The organism is Blautia sp. AF19-13LB (assembly GCF_003479105.1).
Lineage (GTDB): Bacteria > Bacillota > Clostridia > Lachnospirales > Lachnospiraceae > Fusicatenibacter > Fusicatenibacter saccharivorans.
The window spans coordinates 166,022-187,997 of record NZ_QUGO01000001.1 but is presented as its reverse complement, the minus strand read 5'-3'; the positions used below and the strand labels follow the sequence as shown (position 1 = coordinate 187,997).

General features: G+C 44.4%; 20 protein-coding genes and 1 pseudogene. 1 reads left to right on the top strand and 20 read right to left on the bottom strand.

Annotation, left to right across the window (positions count from 1 at the left end; translation table 11 throughout):
* Positions 1-300: 300 nt before the first annotated feature.
* Complete coding sequence (locus DWX32_RS00975; RefSeq protein ID WP_022463295.1) at positions 301-1,473, bottom strand: metallophosphoesterase; 1,173 nt, start codon at positions 1,471-1,473, stop codon at positions 301-303.
* 93 nt (positions 1,474-1,566) lie between these two features.
* Complete coding sequence (locus tag DWX32_RS00970) at positions 1,567-2,367, bottom strand: PHP domain-containing protein (protein ID WP_117812860.1); 801 nt, start codon at positions 2,365-2,367, stop codon at positions 1,567-1,569.
* A 296-nt stretch (positions 2,368-2,663) separates the two neighbouring features.
* On the opposite strand from DWX32_RS00970, the gene DWX32_RS00965 reads away from it, so the two are divergent.
* On the top strand, positions 2,664-3,686 hold the full coding sequence (locus DWX32_RS00965; RefSeq protein ID WP_118594710.1) for a hypothetical protein: 1,023 nt from the start codon (positions 2,664-2,666) through the stop codon (positions 3,684-3,686).
* 21 nt (positions 3,687-3,707) lie between these two features.
* Here DWX32_RS00965 and DWX32_RS00960 read toward each other — a convergent pair whose 3' ends face one another.
* The 18 genes and pseudogenes from DWX32_RS00960 to DWX32_RS00875 form a co-directional block, all read right to left on the bottom strand.
* On the bottom strand, positions 3,708-4,256 hold the full coding sequence (locus DWX32_RS00960) for a TetR/AcrR family transcriptional regulator C-terminal domain-containing protein (protein WP_055218182.1): 549 nt from the start codon (positions 4,254-4,256) through the stop codon (positions 3,708-3,710).
* A gap of 120 nt (positions 4,257-4,376) precedes the next feature.
* Positions 4,377-5,975, bottom strand: coding sequence for a sensor histidine kinase (locus DWX32_RS00955; protein ID WP_226906309.1), 1,599 nt, complete (start codon positions 5,973-5,975; stop codon positions 4,377-4,379).
* Positions 5,972-6,655 carry a response regulator transcription factor gene (locus tag DWX32_RS00950; protein WP_055218183.1) on the bottom strand — a complete coding sequence of 228 codons (684 nt, stop codon included), beginning with the start codon at positions 6,653-6,655 and terminating at the stop codon, positions 5,972-5,974. Before DWX32_RS00950 ends, DWX32_RS00955 begins: the two co-directional genes overlap by 4 nt.
* 258 nt (positions 6,656-6,913) lie before the next feature.
* Positions 6,914-8,017: a glycerol dehydrogenase gene (locus tag DWX32_RS00945; protein WP_117801211.1), complete on the bottom strand. Its 1,104-nt coding sequence runs from the start codon at positions 8,015-8,017 to the stop codon at positions 6,914-6,916.
* Between the two features lie 550 nt (positions 8,018-8,567).
* Positions 8,568-9,857 carry an ATP-binding protein gene (locus DWX32_RS00935; protein WP_118594709.1) on the bottom strand — a complete coding sequence of 430 codons (1,290 nt, stop codon included), beginning with the start codon at positions 9,855-9,857 and terminating at the stop codon, positions 8,568-8,570.
* 223 nt (positions 9,858-10,080) lie between these two features.
* Positions 10,081-11,631, bottom strand: a complete 1,551-nt coding sequence (locus DWX32_RS00930; RefSeq protein WP_117509081.1) for an ATP-binding cassette domain-containing protein — start codon at positions 11,629-11,631, stop codon at positions 10,081-10,083.
* Positions 11,632-11,944: 313 nt separating this feature from the next.
* Positions 11,945-12,853 carry an aminoglycoside phosphotransferase family protein gene (locus DWX32_RS00925; RefSeq protein WP_118659128.1) on the bottom strand — a complete coding sequence of 303 codons (909 nt, stop codon included), beginning with the start codon at positions 12,851-12,853 and terminating at the stop codon, positions 11,945-11,947.
* 165 nt (positions 12,854-13,018) lie between these two features.
* Positions 13,019-13,564 (bottom strand): hypothetical protein, encoded by a 546-nt coding sequence (locus tag DWX32_RS00920; RefSeq protein ID WP_117509083.1) that lies wholly within the window; start codon positions 13,562-13,564, stop codon positions 13,019-13,021.
* Positions 13,565-13,765: 201 nt separating this feature from the next.
* On the bottom strand, positions 13,766-13,942 hold the full coding sequence (locus tag DWX32_RS00915) for a YccF domain-containing protein (RefSeq protein ID WP_082424435.1): 177 nt from the start codon (positions 13,940-13,942) through the stop codon (positions 13,766-13,768).
* A gap of 38 nt (positions 13,943-13,980) precedes the next feature.
* The gene (locus DWX32_RS00910; RefSeq protein WP_022463307.1) at positions 13,981-14,457 is read right to left on the bottom strand and encodes an LURP-one-related/scramblase family protein; all 477 of its coding nucleotides are present in this window, start codon (positions 14,455-14,457) and stop codon (positions 13,981-13,983) included.
* Between the two features lie 116 nt (positions 14,458-14,573).
* Positions 14,574-15,167, bottom strand: coding sequence for a type IV toxin-antitoxin system AbiEi family antitoxin domain-containing protein (locus DWX32_RS00905; RefSeq protein ID WP_022463308.1), 594 nt, complete (start codon positions 15,165-15,167; stop codon positions 14,574-14,576).
* A 203-nt stretch (positions 15,168-15,370) separates the two neighbouring features.
* Entirely contained in the window at positions 15,371-15,532 is a 162-nt protein-coding gene (locus DWX32_RS19485; protein ID WP_156338048.1) for a hypothetical protein, read from the bottom strand.
* A gap of 242 nt (positions 15,533-15,774) precedes the next feature.
* Complete coding sequence (locus DWX32_RS00900; RefSeq protein ID WP_022463309.1) at positions 15,775-16,395, bottom strand: hypothetical protein; 621 nt, start codon at positions 16,393-16,395, stop codon at positions 15,775-15,777.
* 16 nt (positions 16,396-16,411) lie between these two features.
* Positions 16,412-17,176 carry a carbohydrate ABC transporter permease gene (locus DWX32_RS00895; protein ID WP_147326093.1) on the bottom strand — a complete coding sequence of 255 codons (765 nt, stop codon included), beginning with the start codon at positions 17,174-17,176 and terminating at the stop codon, positions 16,412-16,414.
* Between the two features lie 21 nt (positions 17,177-17,197).
* A complete protein-coding gene (locus DWX32_RS00890; RefSeq protein WP_055266562.1) occupies positions 17,198-18,046 on the bottom strand; it encodes a carbohydrate ABC transporter permease in 849 nt (282 codons plus the stop codon).
* A gap of 35 nt (positions 18,047-18,081) precedes the next feature.
* On the bottom strand, positions 18,082-19,434 hold the full coding sequence (locus tag DWX32_RS00885; RefSeq protein WP_118594707.1) for an ABC transporter substrate-binding protein: 1,353 nt from the start codon (positions 19,432-19,434) through the stop codon (positions 18,082-18,084).
* Between the two features lie 220 nt (positions 19,435-19,654).
* Positions 19,655-20,092: pseudogene (locus DWX32_RS20675) on the bottom strand (DUF188 domain-containing protein).
* 13 nt (positions 20,093-20,105) lie between these two features.
* A complete protein-coding gene (locus DWX32_RS00875; protein ID WP_117760391.1) occupies positions 20,106-21,566 on the bottom strand; it encodes an RNA-binding domain-containing protein in 1,461 nt (486 codons plus the stop codon).
* Between the last annotated feature and the right edge of the window lie 410 nt (positions 21,567-21,976).

Here is a 21,976-nt window from a genome sequence, read left to right as displayed (position 1 = left end):
CGATCACAACCCTTCTCTGATGTAAATTTCAAGTCATTCCCGCATGGATAAAAAATGGCAAAGAAAAACCACACGGGGTATTTCTTTTTCTCCCGGTGTGGTTTCCCTTTGCCTTATCTTCCACACAGGTACAACACAATCAGCGCCTGTACCTGTGAAGTATAGTAGTCTTCACTCTGATACAAGCGCTATCAATCGTCGTCCCTGTGCATCTGTACGCTGTGCATCTCGTTCATCGTTGATAACCTCTGTTTCGTAGTTTTGTTGTATTATAATTCTGCGTTCCGGTTTTGTCAACCCTTATTTTCCGTAATCGATGATCACCACTTCCGCTTTCGTCCCGATCCGCATCGGCGGTCCCCAGAGACCCACGCCGGATGTGACGATGCTGTACATGTCTCCGACTTTCTTCATCCCGCAGGCATTCTCCCACATCAGGCCGGTAAGGATATTGCCTGGGAAGAGCTGTCCGTCGTGCGTATGGCCGCCAAGATCAAGGTCTGCGCCTGCCTCTGCCAGCTCGGTCAGCTCCGACGGCTGGTGGTCAATCACAAAAACTGGAAGCGACTGGTCCAGTCCGGTAAGCAGTTCGGACGGCGTGTCGCGTGTCTCCTGCGTTTTGCGGATCCGGTCGGGATCTTTTCGGCCCGCCAGATAAAAGGCATCATCGATACAGACCACATCATCCTCCAGCAGATGAATCTTCGCGCGGTCCAGAAACTCACCGAACCGGCGGTCGGCGATGCGCTCCTCCTTCGTCTCAAACGTAAAGCCCGCGAGAATCTTCTCATCGAGATCGTGGTTGCCGTAGCAGGCGTACGTGCCGTACCGGCTCTTTAAGCCCGCCAGAAGATCCGCCACGCGGTCCGGCTCATAGATGGCATCGTACTCATTATCAAAAATATCCCCGGCAATCACAACGACATCCGGCTCCTCAGCATTAATTTTTTCCACCATCTCTTCCATCTGATGACTGCCGATGCTGTACCCCAGATGAAGATCTGCGACGAGAGCAATTTTCAGATGTGCATCCTTTTTCGATGGAACCTCATATCGTGTCGTGTAAATATGGACTGCATGCACCATTCCGTAGATGCACATTCCCGTCACAAAAAGGATCGCGCCAAGGCCGACCGCTTTCAATCCCATCGGAGAATACAGCCAAGTTTTCGTCAGTGCCGTATGCGCAAAAATGAAGCGCAGCAGCACCAGAATCGCGGTGAAGCCAAGAAAATACAGATACATGCCAAGCCAGCAGTTGCTGATGACCTTTAAAATCCGGTGAACGGGATCTCTTTTGATCAGAAAGCTCGTCAGCAGGGAAAGTGCAAAAAATGCATACAGCACCAAAATGACACCCAGCACGGCCGGATGGCGGAACAAAGGATGCACCTCCTTCATCCACCGCAGCAGCCAGTAGGCGGTAAATACATTTGCCAGTATGTAGACCGGCGCAAGAAATATTGCAAGCATACGTATGTTTCCTCTCTTTTTCGATTCAAATACAGGGCAGGAAAAAGCGTGCCGAACGAAACGTTTCCGGCACGCTTTTTTGCCAGGCATTCATCAGAGTTTTTTCTCTATGATATCAAACAGCTCACGTCTCCGCTTCCGCCAGCGCCAGCCATTTGCAAGTTTGTTGTAGAAATAGAACGAATCCACAAGCACCATGTTCAGGCGGCCGATCCGGTCTTTCGTCGTTCCGTTATAATGTTCTCCGCCGCATTCGATCTGCGGGCACGTTTTTACGTAGGCGATCAGATCATCCTCACTTCTGATGGTATCCGGCAGCTCGGTGTACGCTTTTCCGATGCAGTTCAGCCGGTGCGCATCGCTTCCGCCAAAGCCGGGCTTATTGAATTTCTCCGCCAGCCGTTTCGCTTTTGCGTTCGTCTCCGCGCTCTCACACGCATTGAAAATTTCAACAAAATCGAACTGCGGGAGAAGCTGGGCAATCCGCTGCTGATACTTTTTCTTCCGTTCATTCGTGCTGATCATGCTCATAAATTTTTCGCCGTACGGATGCGCCGGTCCTAAAATTCCGCCGTACGCATGGACGATCTTGACAAGGATCGATCCCGGCAGGCCGCGCAGCTCCAGAATTTTTAATTTTACGCCGAACGGCATAATCACAAGAATGTGGCCGCAGTCGCACGTATCGTACTCAACACCTTTTAATACCACAAAATCCTGGTGTGCTCTTCCCTTGATGGCATTCTTCCACTCGCGGTATCCGTCATAGGAATCGTGGTCGGATACCAACATTCCTCCAAATCCTTTTCGTTTCAGTGTTCGGATGTACTCCTCAATCATGACTTTTCCATCCATCGAACCCTCTTTTGTGTGGCAGTGCATATCAAATTTCATGCAAAACGCCTCCTTTTATCTTCCATGTTCGAAAACCATTTCGTTTTTCCTATTTTTCTGGAATCGTTTCGGATGGTTCCGCCGCGTTTTTGGCGCGGCAGAATCGATAGTTTGTACCATCTAACTTTATTTTACCACTTTTTCCACAAAAGAAAAAGAAATTTCTTCTGAAGATCTGGTAAATTTTCCTTAAGGAATGGAGTTTTTAGACAATTCCTGTTCTTTGTCCCTGTTTTTACCGTGTTCTTTTTGCTATGATAAAAACAGCTTATTTTACTTGATCGGAGGAACACATTATGAATTCACAGGACATTACCCGCGCACTGATCGACACAACAGTTGCACGCGCGATGGTGGAGATGGACGCAGATCCGAAACGCAGCGTCCGCAAGCTCTGCGATCTTGGCCGCCAGTTTTCCCGCGGCCGCTTTCAGAATCAGATTTTTGCCATTTTTCAGGATCTTCTGCGCAACGATGAAAGCCCGTATTATCAGGCGATCGACTTTCTGCTGCGCAGCAACGATCCGGAAGCGCTTCGTCAGTTCGGCATCAACATCGGCTACAACAGTTTTACCTACGGTGCGCAGATTCTGCGCCAGAAGCAGAAAGAACTTTCCTTTGCTGTTCCCTGGGTTGTCAAGCTCCGTCTCGACAGCCGCATCCCGGACACTTACGATTCCTCGTTTTTTGCATCCGTGGTCAGAACCGGTCTGACATACGGCATCTACTCTTATCAGCTCCGCTCCATGGATCATCATGAGGATATGGAATCCTACCTTGCCGTCATCCAGTCGCATCCGGAATGCGCGTTTCTTTGGTTTCTTTCCGATACGCCGCTTACCGAAAAACAGCAGAAACTGCTTTTATCCTGCCCGAACCTGATGGTTTCTCTTCCAATTGATGCCCCCTCAACGGCTTCCATGGCAAAAGCCCTGCGCCGTCAGAAAACGCTGTTCGGTATGCACAAAGTCTATCAGGATGCAGATGCTGCCGCTTATCTGCTCTCTTTTGACCACCTGTATTCCCAGATGGAACAGAGTGTCTTTTTCTTTCTGGTCGCAGATGATTCGTGCTCAAAAGAAAGTATCCGGGCTGTTTCCGATGTTGTTCAACAGTACCGCTTCACCCCCATACAGCCATTCTTCCCGATCGAAGTGCAGGAAGACTCCCGCAAAATTGAGCAGATTATCACCGCCCATCCGGCGTATCTGCTGCTTCTGCCGGATCACATGGCCCGCACACTCGATACGCCCACCGTTTCCTTTGAAGAGTTGTCTCTTCGGAATATATTTTACCGTGAACTGCTCGCAGATGCATAAAAGTACAGCCAAAGCGGAATTTTATTTCTTTGGTTCCGCTTTGGCTGCTATTTTTTCTGATGATCTGCATATCACTTCTTTCAGTTCTTCGACAAACGTTTCCGGTTCCAGCTCGCTTTCCATGGAAAACCAGCGCAGAACCGCGGTCAGGAAGGCATCACAGAAGAACGTTACAAACAGTTTCTGATTCTGTACCTGAAAGAGATCCTGTACAAAAAACGCCATGACCGGCTCGAGCATCTCGTAAAAGTAATCCTTAAAACTGTTCTGCCCTTCGATCCTCAGGGCACTCTGGTAAAATGCTTTATTCTGATAGAAAATATTGCAGACCGCCACCAGCACATCCCATTCATTCTCAAAGTTCTTTCCGCCCATGTTTGTCAGAAAGTCCACATAAAAGATCCAGTTTACCAGATCGTATTTATCTTTAAAATGATAATAAAAGCTTTTCCGGTTCAGACCGCATTCCTCGCAGAGATCTGAAATACTGATTTTCGCAAAAGACTTGCATACCATCAATTTTTTCATTGCATCTGCAAGCGCACTCTTTGTACTGTTGGAATCCGCCATCTCTTTTCTCCCTCTCTTTTCGACCGTTTGTGCTATTATTCTACACCATCTTTTTCCTTTATGCAAGAAAAGCGCACCAGGAAAAGGCTGTATTTCCTTTTTCTGGCACGCTTTTTGCAATCATGCTTCTTCCGTTTTTCCATCTGCCTCCAGTGTGAACCAGAATGCCACACCGTTGTCGTAATTCTGGCAGCCGCACTGCTGCTGGAAGGAATCCATAATGGCTTTTACGATGGAAAGGCCGATGCCGCTTCCGCCGTATTCCCTTGTTCTCGCTTTGTCCACCTTGAAGAATTTCACCCATACCTTGTCGAGATCCTCCTCCGGGATCGGGTCCCCGGTATTGAAAACGGTTGTCTTTACGACATTCCCTTCTTTTTTGCAGGTGATCTCAATCGTGTGGTCGTAGTCCAGATGGTTTAGGGCATTCGTCAGATAGTTGGTGATAACCTCCTCGACTTTGAATTCATCGCCCCAGACATAGAGCGGGTCGCCGCCGGTAAAGAGCACTTTTGCCTCTTTCTGGCGGATCAGGATGTCGGAGGACTGCAGCACGCCTTTGATCACGGCGTTCAGATCGAACCGTTCCATATTGACCTGATCCTCACCGAACTCGAGTTGGTTCAGGTTCAGGAGTTTTTTGACCATCTCGTTCATCTTTGCCGCCTCGTCGATGATGACATCACAGTAGAACTCGCGGCTTTCCTCATCGTCGTTGATGTTGTCTTTCAGGCCTTCCGCATAACCCTGAATCAGAGCGATCGGGGTTTTCAGCTCATGTGTGACATTTGAGAGGAACTCGCGGCGCATTTCATCAATCTGCGTTTTTTTGTCAATATCTTTCTGCAGCTCAACGTTCGCACTTTTCAGCTCGGAAATCGCCTGCTCAAGCTGTTCGGACATGACATTGAAGTTGTTTCCAAGCTCGCCGATCTCGTCTTTTCCGCCGCTCACGTAGCGGGCATCGAAGTCAAGGGCTGCCATTTTTTTCGAAATTTCAGTCAGCTCCTGCACCGGACGGACGATCTGGCGGGTGATGATCCAGATCACAATGGCACCGATGATGATGATCGGAATGCCGATAAAGAGGTAAAACTGGTTGGAAAGGCCGACCGCATCCGTGATGCTCTCCAGCGGGCATCTTGCAAAGTAGCAATTTCCATTGTCAAACCAGCCGATGATCTGCAGATACTCGGCATCGGCGTGGCTGTCGTAGAATTTCTGGATCTGATAGTTGTCTTTGCTGTCAACGACTTTGGTATTTGCCTGCTCGTTTCCGCTGATCAGGCCGAAGATCAGGGTCTGGAGGCTCTGGCGGTCGGTTGCGTTGGAATAGACGAAGCTGCTGAGCTCCGGTCCGGTAATAATGACTTTCAGGTTGTTGGTAGCGCAGAACTGCTCGAAGGTATCAGGGATATTGTCGCTGTCTCCGCCTGTCGCATTCAGTTTCTGAAAGCTCTCTGCCAGAATGTGTTCTTTATCCCGGATATAAAAGGACCCGAGAAAGAAGTAATTGATCAGGCCGATGATAAGCAGGGTAGCTGCCATGGTCGCAATAAAAGTGTAGGCAATTCGTTTTTTGACGGAGTGTTTTCTTCCCTTTTGTGGCATTTTCAAGTGAAACCGGTGCTTTTTCTCCGTCTGGTTTCCCATTGTCACACGGGAATCTTCTGCAGGCATCTCCATGGAAGTCTCATTTTGTTTTTCTGTTCCGTTCATGATTCGTCCGCCTCGAATTTATAGCCCATGCCCCAGATGGTCTTGATTAAATCGCCTTTGTCGCCCATTTTGCTGCGAAGTTTTTTGACATGGGTATCGATGGTGCGGGCGTCGCCGTAGTAGTCGTAGTTCCAGACGTTGTTCAGGATTTTTTCTCTGGAGAGGGCGATTCCCTGGTTTTCGAGGAAGTAGGTGAGGAGTTCGAATTCTTTATAGCTTAACTCCATTGGTTTTCCGTCGATGGATGCCATGTGGGCGGCTTTGTCGATGCGGATGCCGCCGGCTTCTAATACGTCGTCTTCGCCGGTTTTGCCGCTGCGGCGCAGGATGGCTTCGACGCGGGCGACGAGGATTTTCGGGGAGAATGGTTTTGAGATGTATTCGTCTACGCCGAGGTCAAAGCCGAGGAGTTCATCGCGTTCTTCGCTTTTGGCGGTGAGCATGATGATCGGGACTTTGGAGTTCTGGCGGATTTCGCGGCAGACCTGCCAGCCGTCCATTTTGGGCATCATGACGTCGAGGATGATGAGGGCGATGTCTTTCTGGGCGTAGAAGGTGTCTACGGCCTGTTCGCCGTCACCGGCTTCGATGACGTCGTATCCGGCTTTTACTAAGAAATCTTTGACGAGTTTGCGCATGCGGCTTTCGTCGTCTACTACTAGGATTTTTAATTTTTCCATGAGTTTTGTCTCCTTTATATGACGGACGGAAAACGCCCGGCTGCCCACCCGCTCGTGCTTTTTCCTGATCTCGTTGTGTTTTTATGTTTGATATTTTTACCATTTTACTTTAACATGGGTTTATGTTTTTTCTGTGAAATGGGTGAGTTTATTTTAACATATAGGAAGGGAGTTGGAAACTTCTATTTTTTGTATTGATTAAATTTGGGTATGAAAAAAGATCTCCTGGGGTTGGCAGAAGATCTTTTTTCATACGGGTTATTCTTCTTCGTCGAGATAGTATCTGCCGTAGGCGTCGGCTGCTTTAATGGCGGCGAAGACGGTCTCCGGGGTTACTTCGAATGGCATGTTGTGGAGGGTGTCGTTCTCTGCGCATGCGGTTTTGGCTACTTCCATGAGCTGGTCGTCGGTTACGTTTCCGGCACCGAGTTCAGCCAAGGTGACTGGGAGACCGACTTCGATGCACCATAAGATGATGTCTTCGAGTTCATCAAGCGGTACGTTTTCCAGGACGAGCTGAGTCAGGGTTCCGAAGGCTACTTTTTCACCGTGGTACATGTGATGGCATTCCTCGAGTACGGTAAAGCCGTTGTGGATGGCGTGGGCTCCTGCGAGGCCTGCGCTTTCAAAACCGATTCCGGAAAGGAGGGTGTTGGCCTCGATGACTTTCTCGACTGCCGGGGTGCATACGCCGGCTTCAAGAGCGATTTTGGCTTTTACGCCTTCTTCCATCAGAGTGTCAAAGCAGAGTTTCGCGAGTGCCATCGCTGCCTCGGTTGTTTTTCCACCGGCGCAGGAAGTAGCTCCGCTTCTCTGGCAGGCTCTTGCTTCAAAATAGGTGGCAAGTGCATCACCCATTCCGGCTACGGTCAGGCGGACTGGAGATTTTACGATGATGTCGGTATCCATCAGAACCAGGTTCGGGTTTGCCGGAAGGAAGAGGTATTTCTCGAATACACCCTCTTCTGTGTATACAACAGACAGTGCGCTGCACGGTGCATCGGTCGATGCAATGGTCGGGCAGATGAATACTGGTGTTTCTGCGTAGTAGGCAACTGCTTTTGCGGTATCAAAAATTTTGCCTCCGCCGACACCGATAACCAGATCACAGCCTTTTTCTTTCACGATAGCAACCAGACGGTTGATCTCACTCTCACAGCACTCGCCGTTGAAATAATCAAAAACAACGTCGCAGTCGCTTCCCGCAAAGCTTTCTTCGATCATTGCTCCGATCCGTCTGTAGCCTCCCTGGCTGATCAGAACCAGTGCTTTCTTTCCGCATTTTGCCGCATATGTTCCGATGTTTTTCATTTCCCCTGCGCCCTGTAAATATTTAGAAGGGCTAATTAAAATTTTTGCCATTTCTCTTACGCTCCTTTTTTGTTTTTTGAACGTCAGCCTCCGCTTCTGGCGTTTTCTGCGAAAAATGAGTTTACCGCAGAACTTGTCTTTATTATAATAACTGCGCTGTAAAATTGCAAGAATATTTCCATCCAAAATGAACCCCGGAAGTTCACATATTTCCCCGGGATTTTTCGGTTTATTCTGCCTGATCGTAAATGATTTTGCAACGCAGCAGTCCTGTGCGTCGTTTGGGTAGGTATACGGTGCAAACAGATAGACAACTGTCGGGGCATCGTAAAAAGCATTCTGGATTGTGCTGTCATCAGCGATGCTGTCGGCTTCGAGAATTTTGTCCATTTCTTCCTTTTTGATCTTCTCCGGCTGGTAAAACGGGTGGAACGTCTGGCTTTGATTAAAGTAACCGCCCCTCTGATACGTTTTCACGTAAATTGGCTAAGGGTTGGCTGTGTTGACGATCGCATCGGCATGAACTTTTGTGATGTCGTTTCGGATGATTTTAAATGGCATGGGGATCACCTTCTTTCGTGGGATTTATAGCTGTTTTAATTTATAAGTTGCAAACAGCGTATAATGGTATATTTACCATCCGCTCCTGCTCTTTATACTTCAATGTTGAAAATCGAACTGCTTCTTCCGGCTGGAATTTTTCGCAATATGTTTTAAGACTATGGGATCGAATGTTCTGTTCCGCCTTTACTTCAATCGGCACAATACTCTTTGCCTTCTGAATCAGAAAATCCTGCTCGAAAGTTGCTTTTTCATTTCCATAATAATATGGCGTATAAGGGGTATCTGAAATCAACTGCTGCAGAACGTACTGTTCTGTAAGCGCGCCTTTAAATTCAACAAAAATATCGTTCCCCTCCAATATGGATTCTGCTGGCAGTTCACTCATTGCTCCGAGCAGTCCTACATCCAGTACGAATAATTTATATGCATTCATATTTTTATACGCCTTCAGCGGCATATGAGGCTCATTTACCCGGTTGACTTTATATACTAATCCACAATCCAGAAGCCACTGAATTGCTATTTCGAATTCGCTGCTTCTGGCTCCTTTCTTTATCTGTCCAAAGAAAAATTTTTTATTCTCCTTCGCCAGCTGCATCGGAATAGAATCCCATACCATTCGTATTCTTGGGAGAACTTTTGCTTCAATGTGCTTTCCAAAATCACCCTCATACTGCCGTACAATATCACTCTGTATCTGTCGTACCTCTGCATAATCTTTGTTCAGCCGAAATGCATCCACAACTGCTGGCATGCCGCCTGTATAATAATAATTTTTCAGCCAGAACAAATATTTATCCGCAAAATTGTCAATTAAATTGTAATCCTTTGTTTCCAATGCACTTTCCAGCCCTTCTTCGTCCATAGCGCACAGGAATTCTCTAAAATTGAATGGATATAAATCCAGTAAATCTACTTTTCCCACCGGATAGGATATTCCCTCATGAAGCGCCACGCCAAGAAGTGAACCTGCTGCTATTACATGATATTCCGGTGCTTCTTCGCAAAAATATTTCAAAGATTCCAACGCTTTCGGTGCATTTTGAATTTCATCCAGAACAATCAATGTATTCTCTGGGGTGATCGTTACGCCTGATTCAATATTGAGGTTCATAATAATACGTTTTATATCGAAATCCGTATCGAAAACCGCCTGCATTCTCTGATTATTGTAAAAAGAAATGTAGGCGGTTTTTTCATAATATGTCTTACCAAATTCTTTCATTAACCACGTTTTACCAACCTGCCGGGCTCCCATTAAAATCAGTGGTTTTCTGTTACTTTTTTTCTTCCAGTCTAATAGTTTATCCATTGCAAATCGACGCATGTTGACCTTCCTCCATTTCTCTTTTTTATTATTTCACATTTTTCCCTGGTTATTCTTACTCTAATTTAACATTTTTCCCGACCTAATTCAATATAAAATTAACATTTTTCCCGACTTCACCGGAACAGAATCTGCTGCGAAACCTTCTCTTAAGACAAACATAATCTCTCTACGGAAAAATACGACGGCCAGCCACCGTCGTATTTTTCGTTATCGAATATTTTTATTTTTCTTCTCTGATCAGTCTGAGTCCGTCTTTTTCCAGCAGATACTCCTTCCCGCACACCTCTCCGATATACTTCCTGTCATGCGAAATGCTGATGATGGCGCCTGGAAATTCGCGGAGCATTTTTCTTATGACCGGTCCCGATAAGGGTGAAAAGTTTCGGGTTGGTTCATCCAGAATCAGCACATTGGCATTGCCAAGGCTCATTTTCAGAAGCAATACTTTTGCCTTCTGGCCGCCGGACAGTTCGCGGATGGGGTGATCCATCTCGTCTGCCGTGTACTTCAGCGATCCGAGATACGTCCGAATCTTCGTCCTCTCACTCTTCTCCCCGGTGGAATCCAGAAAATCGACCGGCGTCATGGAAAGATCCAGCTGATCCTCATAATTCTGCGGCATATAATCTACGCGGAGATCCTCCCGTTCTTTCAGCTCTGCCGCAATCTTTTTCAGCAGTGTTGTCTTGCCTGCCCCGTTCGGGCCGACAATGCATATTTTTTCCGGTCCTCTTATCTTTAAGGTGATATTTTCCGCCAGAACCCGCTCCCCATCCGGCGTTTCCAGTTTCGGAAGCTGATATTCGATGACCGTTTTCCCGGCGGGCATGGCTGCCTCTGCTCCTCCAAGCTGGAAGTAAATCGCTTCCTCCTGCTCCGGCATTTCTGTCATGCGGGCATCTTCTTTTTCAAATCTGCGGTTCATCGCCTTTACGGTATGCATTTTGTCCTTCAGATTTTTCGCCACGGACGGTGCCTGACGGGAACAGTTGTTCAAGGCGTTCTGCACGCTCTGGTATACCTTTCGGTATTTCTCATCGCGCAGCGCTTTCTCTCTCCTGTCACTCTGCGCCTTCTGTTCCTGGCGCTCGAAATTCTGCAGGCGCTCCTCTACATACGTCCGATAGGGAAGTTTCGCAACCGTGTATCTCGATTTTGTCTTCCGCACAATCTGTTCAATATGAATGACCATATTTGCCGTGTTTTCAATCAGCGTTTCATCGTGCGAAATAAAAACAACAATATGCTCCCATTCGCGGATCAGTTTCTCCAGAAGTTCCAGTGTCGCAAGATCAATATCATTTGACGGCTCATCCAGCAGAAGGACCGTGACATCCTCCATGAGAAGACGCATCATCTGCGCTTTCACCTTCTCGCCGCCGGAAAGCTCACTCATCTGCTGATCCCGATAGAAAAACTCTTCCGTCAGACCAAATTTTCTTGCCAGCACCGCCAGATCCTTCGGTGTCTGATCCCAGAACTTTTCTTTTTCATAGAAATACTCATACACCGTCTTCGTTTTCTCCGCCTCCGGAAGTTCCTGCGGCAGATATCCAAGCCGCTCCTTTCCGATGATGCGCTCGCCTGTGGATTCGATGTAATCTTCCGTCAGTGCGGGATCGTACATCCACTTCAGCAGCGTCGATTTTCCGTTTCCCTCCTCTCCAATGATAACGGCCTTATCACCGTCATTCAGTACAAGCTGAAAATCTTCGAGAATCACTCGCAGATCTTTTTTATGTGTCAGTGTTAATTTTTTTATCTGCATCATACAGAAGCCCCCTTTGCTCCGGCAGCCTCTTTTCTGCTTTTTTACGCAAAACGAGCCTGTCCTGCGTACGCAAAACAGACCCGCAAAAAAATATCCCTGTTCTATTCTCATAAAAAAGGGAAATGATTCAGCGATTCTCGTCTTTAAGCGTACACGAAAAACAGGCCTGTTTTCCAGGCTGTCCGTTCTTTGTGTTTTTCTTAAAGTCGATTATCGCAGAAACATTCCCTCACCTTTACACCAATGGTGCTCTTTCTTTTTATTTTCTGTTCCCTATTATAGGACAACTTACAGATAAATGCAATCCGTTTTTTTACAAATTGAGAAGTTCCTCTGCCAGCGCCTGTGCATGCTCCAGATGCCAGCCGTCTTCGTCCTCTTCTGCTTCCACAAACTCGATATACTCATTCAGCGTGGCCAGCTTCACATCCAGATTGAACTGTTCGCGTGAAATCTTTGTCTTTAACGCTTCATACATCCGATCCAGAAACAGCTCTTTCTGTGCATCGTTCATGTAGAACGGGAAAGTACTCCGTGTCTCGGTCGCATGTGCCAGGAATCTTGCAATGTCCAGACAATACGGCATCATTCCACCAAATCCCCAGTCAATCATGACAACATTTTCGCCGTCATAGATCACATTCCACTGCAGGAAATCACCGTTTGACATCGTACATGGACAGGTCAGCTGGCGGTCCAGGAACATCTGATAGGCTTTCCGCAGAATTGGATCATCCGCTACGGACGATGCTCGGCGCAGAACGCGTTTCCAGTATTCGACAAATCTCTGCTCCACTTCATTTTCCGGCGCTTTGTCCATCGACGGTGTCCAGAAATACGACTGAATTTTACTTAAGGTTTCTGCCGCTTTTTCTGTTGTCTCGTCCGTCATATCCCGCATGTCGTTTCCTTCTACATACTTCATGCAGATCCAGTCCGCATCCTCTGCCTGCCGCATGCCGACATACTGCGGTACGTGAAACTCTCCTTTTGACAGATACTGCGCATAAATCTGCGCTTCTTTGCTGCCGGTTTTCTTCAGTGTATATTTTCCTGCATCTGTCTCGATCACATACACATCGTACTCCCGCACTTCATCTTCCGCCTCACCCCACTGCTCGCAGATGCGGGAAACTGCTTTTACCGGTTCTCCGATGATTTCAAATGCCATTGTTTTGATTTCATCTGAATCTACTGATTTCTGAAAATTTCCTAACTCCATCTCTTTTGTCAACTCCTTCTCTTTTTCACATTATTCTACTACTATATCACATCTGTGACACTTTTGTCATTCTATCTTTCTGGCTTTTAAAAGCTTTGGAAAGTTTTTTCACAAAAAAGCAGGCGCACCAGACATTGCCGTCTGATGCGCCCGTATCTGTCAATTTTATGATCCAATCGAGTATTCCATCGATGCCACGCTTAAGATAACGGTTGCGCTTTCATCCCCTTCCGTAAAAGCCGTCAGCTGCAGAACCGTATCCTGCTCCCCCTGCCACTGATAAATCTGATTTCCGAGTCCAGTTGCAATTCCTCCGCCGTATAAAGAATTCAGTTCGTCTACTTCTTTCTGAATCCATGTATTGGCATCCTGTTCGATGTCAAAAGTAAAGGAAACCTGACTCAGCTGACCGTCCGAAAATTCCAGATCCATGTTAGATTCTGCATTTTCCAGGGAAAATTTTTCTTTGCTCTCGTATGTCTTTGTGCTGCTCTCATCACCCTGTCCCAGATCTTTTTCATCAAACTTCAGGAAGCTCTGTTTGAAAAGCTGTTCCGAATCCGTTCCCCATTCAAAATCCGCATACTGGAAAACCTGCTCCTCTGTACAGAGTTCCTTTAAATCCAGATCTCTGCTCTGTGATCCTCCTGCAGATGCGCAGCCCGCCAGCAAAAACAAAGGTAATAAAAAGATTGTCTGTCTTATCTTCATAAACTTCCCCCCTTCTGTTTCCTGATTTTTTAATTAATACTGAATATTCTATCGTTTCTTTATTTTTTCTGTAAATTTATGGTATCATACTTTATTCTGCTGCGCAATACTTTTATCATGTTTCTATTTGCATCAAAGGAATGGCCGCCTCATGATATGCATAGAAAAAGACCGGTAACCCGATCTTTTTCCATACACCTTTTATCCAATTACACTCGTGCCAAATGGCATAAACGAAAGCCTTGCCATCTTGAAAAACTGCCGTCCAAACGGAATTCCAACAATCGTAATACACCAGATGCATCCTGCAAAAATCCATGCAAGTCCGCCGAACATGCCTCCAAATATAAACCACAGAATATTTCCCAAAGTTCTCATATCCGCATCTCCCCTGACGCCATTCCAGACACCACCAGCTATCCATTATTTTGTGAACAGTTTGCCGCATCGATCGCCAGCACCAGTAATAATGCCGGAATTTCATTGCTCGGATTATCATATTCGATGACATACGTGTCACCCCAGCTCAGAAGTTTTTTATGTACGTGGACGACTGCACTGCAGGCTTCATATACATCGTAATCCCATCCCATGAAGTCACCTTCTGCACGCCATCCCATGAAATCTACATCGTATTTGGGGCGGAACAGTGCAAAACGTTTTTCGATATGTCCCATTAACTGCCCGTTCCATTCAATTTCAAAAGTCGGAAGAAAGCAAAATAATTTCTGTTTGATAAACCCAATTTCATTATGCGCCGCATCGTACACATGCAGACGGTGTCCCAGCGAGATAAATTCATTTTTCACAAAATACTTTTGGTTCCCCTGCTCGTCATAGATATCATACGTGTCTGACCAGGAAAATACACGTTGTTTGATTAGTAACTGCATATCTGCTCCCCTTTTCATTTTTCTATCAGACAATCGACTTTTTTATGGAAAATTTTTCCTTTTCCCCTTAATTTTCGATCACGATTTTGACGCCATTTTTTTCGGTCTGAAACGGTCTAAAGCAAAACCTCCATATATCGCAGCACCTTGGGCTTCACACGAAGCTGATCTGCGTACTGCATCAGTCTGTGAATGTTCTTATCCTTGGATGCTGCATAGCGTTTCATAGCTTCTCCGACAATCTGTATATCACTGCCGCTGCCGCGCAGGATGTCACACAGCGTCCGTTCCAAATTGTAAACACGAATTGGATTGCCGGATGGGGATTTCATTTCAATTCTGCCAAGTTCATAGTTCTCCGGCACAACGCGCTTGACAATTAGATTTTCCCGTTTCAAGGATGAAGCATTGTAGCCTTTGGGAAAGGTCATCGTATATTTTGCCGGGGTACGATCCGAATAGCCCCGCAGATACAAAGCAGTATCGTGCGAATAAATTCCGCGCCCATACTTTCGCTGTAAAAGGTAGAAATCATCCTCCCATACGTCGCTCCACACATACAGGCCACGCCCGAAGCGGTATATCTCGCCGCTCTTGACAAACTTCTGTAAAACGCTGCGGTGCAGTCCGGCTTCTGTTACTTGCGCTGCGGTAATCGTACCGTCCTCTGACGCTTCTCGCAGTTCTTCGATTTTCTCCTTAACATTCATGTTTCTCACCCCTCTTTGACAATCACACATTATATTATATTGAAATAATGTGTGATTGTCAACTGTAAAGCGACGAACACACATTAAATTACGTAAAAATAATGTGTGATTGTCAGATACCAGGGAATTTCTAACATGTACTTAAGTAAAAAACAAAGAACGGCATAGCCGTTAAGCTATATCGTTCCTTGTTTCCATATTTTTTAAATTACCACCGCATTACTGGCGTTTTTTCTGCGGACGGTTTCTTCCAGCACACCGAAAAATCCTGCCACCAGCGCCATTAAAATGCCGGTCAAGGTCGCATCTCCTGTTTCTAGGCTTCCGGCTTTGGTGATAGTCGTACATTTTTCATTGTCATTCACAATGTTTCCAGTTCTTACGATTAGGACCGTAGTTCTTATGAAGCGGTTATGGCATAATCAATATATAGAAGCAAATGCAATTGATAAGTTACGGAATATATTGGGCTACAATGCGAAAGGTATCATGACGCATTATTCGGATGATAATGTGTTTTAAAGCCTGTATAAATCGGCACATGCATAGAACATAATGAAACAGCCTCACCCCTGAAAGTCCCGGTAGTGAGGCTGTATTCTTTTCCTTAATCTTTTTCTGTTAATTTCACCCGTTCTCCATTTGTCAGTTCTGATGTGCTTACGACCATCGGTTCGTCTACTTCTGATAAAAGTACCACGAAATCTGAATTTCTATTTGGAAAACATGTCACAGCTTTTTCTTCCAGAATATTTTCATACCCCCAGGCTCCCTTCTGACGCTTAATATAATAGACACACGTTTTTCCAAAGTCTCCTTCATGAATCGCCTGCCGTGTGATCACTTTTGGAAAAACATCTTCAGAAGTGATTTCGATTTTTCCCTCAACGTTTTCACCAATCGAATGTTTTTCATACAGATCTACCGTAAGCTCATACAAATCATCCTTTCGAATGACAGAACACACTTTTCCAACCAGAAGATCTCTGCCCTCCTGCAGCAAAGATTCCGGAACGTTATCATACACGCTGATATAGCCAATTGCCTGATCAGCTGCGCTTACTTCCAAATCAACTGGAAATTCATACTCAATGCTGCCTTCCTGTGCCTCCTCTGTCCAGACGGAAGGAAGCGTTTTGTTCTCTTCTTTGACCGACCAAAACGTTGCGGCAGTTAAAAACAGAAACCACAGAGCGATTAACCCTATACTTATTTTTTTGAACTTCATCGTACTTTCTTCCCCTCTACGCTTTCACACCGGACATACTGATTCCCTGTATCAAATAGTCCTGTCCCATTAAGAATATCAATAAAACTGGTACTGCGTAAAAAACGGACGCTGCATAAAAGATATCCGGCTGTTCCTCTAAAATCTGGCAAAGATACACGGATAACGGCTGCTGATATGGCTCTCTCAAAAAAATGACCGCCTGGTCTACAATATTCCAATTGTCAATAAAAATCAGGATTAATGCAGCAGCAATGGCTGAACTCAAATTAGGCTTTACAATGGAACGATAAATTCTGTATTCGCTGGCTCCGTCCAGTCTGGCTGCTTCTAACGTTTCCTGCGGAAAATCCTGTATCTGCTGACGAATCAGAAATACCCCCAATGGCTGAAACATTGCCGGAAGAATAATTGCCAAGGACGAATTTTGAATGCCCAGCCAATTCGCCACTAAATAATTTGGCACTAAAGTCAGCTGCAGCGGCATAAGCATGACAATCATGTAAAGATAGAACAAAATCTCCTTGTATTTCCACCTGCATTGCCAAAAGCCGTATGCGGCAAGCGGTGCAAGCAAAAGCTGTCCAATCAAAACCGGAATAGTAATAATCAGGGAATTCCACATCATCCGCAAATACAAAGGTCTCTTAAAGAGCAATATAAGATACTCTTCTGGAACTTGTACCGACTTTCCAGCCACAAACAACAACGGAATGACTGCCAAAATGACAGCTCCCATGCAGATCAGCTTTTCGAAAAAATTCGAATATCTCTTTTTCATAAAATCACCCACAAAAGATCTTTACAAATAATCCAGATTCTTCCTCTGGACCCGATAAATGATGCCCAGAAAGATTCCCAGTATGAGAAACATACACCATGCTGCAGCAGACAGTTTCTGCATATTAAGTGACAAAAACTGGTTATTCATATAGTGCTGCAGCATATAAACATACGGTGATGGATAGGCCCCATACAGCATATAGATCTCTTTAAAAACCTTAAAAGAATTCACGATCGACATCAACAGCACAACTAACGTCGTTGGTTTTAATAAGATCCATGTAATATATTGGAATTCCTGCCGCCCTGTAGCTCCATCCAGCTGGCACTGCTCATGATAGATCTGCGGAATCCAGTTTATCCCGGACCAGAAAAGGACAATCGAAAAACTGATATTTTTCCACAGATACATCAGGATAATAATCAAAATGGCCCATCTGGAATTCTCAATATCGAACATGTTTTTTCCAAAAAGCTGTAAAAACCCATCCAGAAAACCATTTCTCTCAAACAAATATTTCCAGAAAGCAATCACCGTTCCAGATGGAACGATTAATGGGATCAGGAGCAGGATAAGAAGAATTCGACCTCTCCTCTGCTTTTTCAAAACCAGTACCAGAAGCAAAGCAATCGCCATTCCCAGCGGTATTGCAATCCCGCAAAAAATTCCGGTATTACGGAGTGCTGAAAGGAATAACTCATTTTCGAATAACAGTTTAAAGTTTTTAAGACCCACCCATTCCTTGTTCATCATGTTGTCAATCACTGCAAAATACAAGGACAGAAGAAACGGCACGATATAAAAAGCCATGATCCCGATAAAACTTGGAAGGATAAAACACATATAAATAAAATTTCGTTTTTTCATTTCATATACCTGATTCCATGGATTAAGGACAGCTTCTACTCATTAACATAAAGCTCTGCTCTTTGCTGAAAAAGCTTCGCACATTCCTCTGGGGTGATTTTCTGCTCCATACATTCGTTTCGAATTTCAGTCAAAATACTGTCTAACTGTAAATCCCGAAAAGCTTTTGCAGAAACTTTTTCATTGTATGCTTCCCATTTTTCTGCTGTGTCGTCATCATTTTCCAATTGATACGCAACAAGCTGCCGTGTGTTTTCTTTGTTCAGCATACTGCCATAGGTAAAGAAATTTCTGTAGTAAGAATCACTGTTTGCATCTTCGAACTCAAATTGTTTCTGACCAATGCAGAATTTGATAAATTCCCATGCAAGCGCTTTATCTTTGCAGCCTGAACTCATGGAAAAGTCCTCACCAATTCTCCAGAAAGGAATTTTTCCATCCGTTGATTTCAACAGGATCGGTTTTGTTGCCGTATCGGTTTCTTCAAACATTCCGCTCGTAGAACCTTCGAGTAAATTTGTAAATGTATTCAGCAGGACACTCTTTCCGGAAAAGCTTTTAATATCCGTAAATGCATGGGTCGCATAGGATGGTTGATATTGATACAGTTCCTGCATTTTTCTCAGAAAATCCACATAATTTTCTGAATCAAAATTTACTTCTTCCTTCTTCAAATAAGCTCTGTCCTCTGTCATCGGCAGAAACACGTAAATATTGTTTTGTACATCAATCGTAAAATCATCATCTGCAATTGGCTTGGCCTGCTGATATAACTCATATAAATCATTGATATCCATTTCGTCCGGGACTTCATAATTCAGTTCATCCGTTATGTTTCTATTCAACCGAAGCATAACATAATAAAAACCTTCCGGAATTTGATACAGTTTTCCATCGACTTCTGCTGCTCGCAGGATATTATCGTAATAATCATCTCTGTTAAAATTAGGATCTGCATCAATATACTGATTTAAGTCCTCGAAATAGCCGCTGCCTTTCGTCTTAATTTCCGATGGTAAATACGTTGCATCATAAATATCCGCCCGTTGATCCGATGCAAGTTCTGTAAGCAAGGTATTTAAGCCTTCATTATACTGTTCATCCGTAACATCATTGTCAAAAACAACCTTTGTTTCAATTTTTACGCCTGGATGCTCCTTCATAAATAAATCAATCATATGCTGGGTCTGCGGCTCAATAAATAAGGTTCCATATGTAAGCGTTCCTTCCAAATCAGCTCCCTCTTCATAGACAGAAATATCATTTCTCACATCTTTTTCATCTTGGGACCCACTTTGTGTGCTTCCACAGGCGCCAATCGCTGCTGCACATAGCATTCCAATTACCACGCAGGATACCTTTTTACCATATTTTCCGAGTTTTTTCATAGGCACTTTTCCTTTCAATTTTTCTCACCGCTTATATTTCTATATTTTATTATATACCCTCCGTTTCATTTGACAATATGCTTATTTTTACTATATTTTCAGAATTATTTTTATTAGTTTTGCACATAAAAATGCCCTGACACTTTTTCCTTTTTGAAAAATAGCATCCGGGCATATCTCCTAATATTATCAAATCACTTTATTTCACTCTCTGATAATTTTATCTTCTAAACTCTTTTCCTTCTTTCTCCTGTATCATCCCTAACATTTTTTCAAAAGACTGTTCAAATCCCTCAGTATCCGCCTTTTTTTCGCTTCTTTGTCCTTCTGACACGATGATGCGGGTATTTTTTCACTTCGTTGTTTAAATAACGCTCCATGAGAATGATGAATCGCATAAGAACCTCTTCCCAACGCTATCGCCGTCACACCATAATCCTGCGATACGACAATATCGCCTTTATGACAGACACGGATCAGTTCATAATCCACAGCATCTGCTCCATCACCAACCACGACTATTTCGCTATAATCCGATATCAAATATCAAATCATGATTGGTATCGCACAACAGTGTTACCGGAACACAATGCTCTTTTGCAATTTTCTCAACCGTCTCAATTACCGGACAGGCATCTGCATCGACCAATATTTGCATTCTTCTGTTTCTCCTACTTTATGATTACCCAATTCGATTTTCTGTTTGTTCCATTTTGTACCAACACACCATTTTGCTGTAAAGAAACAAATATTCGTGAAACAGTTCTTTTGGACACACCGATCTGTTCCGCATAATACGCCTGGGTTGCAAATGGGTTCTTTTCTATAGCCTGTAACAGTTTTTCTATCTGAACCTGTTCCTTCGTTCGTGATATTTTAACGCCATCAATGCCATTTTTTATATCATTAACGCCATTTTTTGTTTTCTTGGCGTTGATTCTGGCGTTATTTGTATCGTTTTGTCCTCGATAGATATTGATACGCAAGTCAACTTCTCCACCGATAAACTCCGGTTCCTGTAGTCCAGCAGATTTTACCTTGTCTATAATTCTCGGAATCCCGCTTCCCCAATGTTCAATCAGATTCATATACGAAAAGGCATGTGCAAGGGCTTCATTCCTGATTTTGGAATAGCCTTCTTTCATACGCTCCAACGTTTGTCCCATCGGCAATTTCCCCGGCGATGTGATTTCCAGTCGGTTGTCATACACCGCAACCTGTATTGTACCATGATCCAGATAGCTGCGATGCACCACCGCGTTGATAATCAACTCACGAATTGCATCCGGCGGGATTTCATAAATATCCTGACGGTAAATGCCGACAAGCGTAGCTCCCAGATGAATATTTCGCAGAACAAACTGAAATGCTTCCTCTATTTGTTCCCACAAAGGACCCGTATATTCCCTTCGATCAACAAAAACCGCTTTCGTTGTTCCCTTAAACACACCGCACTGAATGGCAACATGAAGCCCTCCACAGCCCGTTAAGATAGCATAAGCGTTAGAAGGGTAGTCTTTTCCATCACGTTCAATCAAAATACCCCATGATCGAAGCTGCTGCTTTCCAACGTCTTTTACCGATGCTTTCTGCTCCTCATTATGGGCATTTTTGACTGCCTGCTCCTTCATCGCTTTACAAAGCGTATCAATTTCTTCTTCTGTAACACTCAGTCCAGTACATAACGCCTGATCAAAATAACGATTGCTTCCCTCAAGCATCAGCTCTTTGATCATATACTCGTCAGCAAGCCGGGTTGTTCCAGCAACACGGACATATACGCCTCTCTCTCGTCCAAGCGCTTTAATGTAATATGGCCGCTGTCTGCCTTCAGAAATTTCTGCCACAATAACCGTCTTGCCATCAACTGTCTGCAGCGTAATATCTGGAATAATTGCCGGTTCACAGCTATCCGAGACGGCATTGGCAATCGCATCCATCTTTTTGAATACATCTTCCTTGTCAAAGCCAACCACTTCTCGGGTTTTATCCGCAATTCCAAAAATAATTTTTCCTCCGGTTCCATTTGCAAAGGCAACCACAGACTTCATATATTTGATGCTCTTTTCCGGCAGGTTCTCTTTGAATTCTACGTTTTTGGATTCTCCTGCAAGAATTTCTTCTATGGTCATAAATACACCTCGCTATCCGTGTTTATTTTAATAAATCAATGCTTAAAGTTCTCTTTATATCTGTTACCTTAACATATAATTCTCATTCAAGCAATGCAGTACTTTTAAAAATCGTAATTCATTTTTTCAAGTCTGTCAATTCTATTATTTTCCTTTTCTCGCGCATGATCAGATTCAATCATAGGGCGAAAAGTACAGAATCTATTAGTCCCTTACCAACTCAAAACATCCTTAAGCATTTGTTTTACCGCTTCAAAAGTTAACCTGCTGGATATTTTTTTATATTGTGAACAGAAATCTTTGTTATACGGAGCCACCGTTTTTAAATAGTGCATATGCACTATTTTCTTACCGAAGATGACGATCTTGATAAGGATGAATTTGAAGAAGGCTTTTACATTGACTTCTTT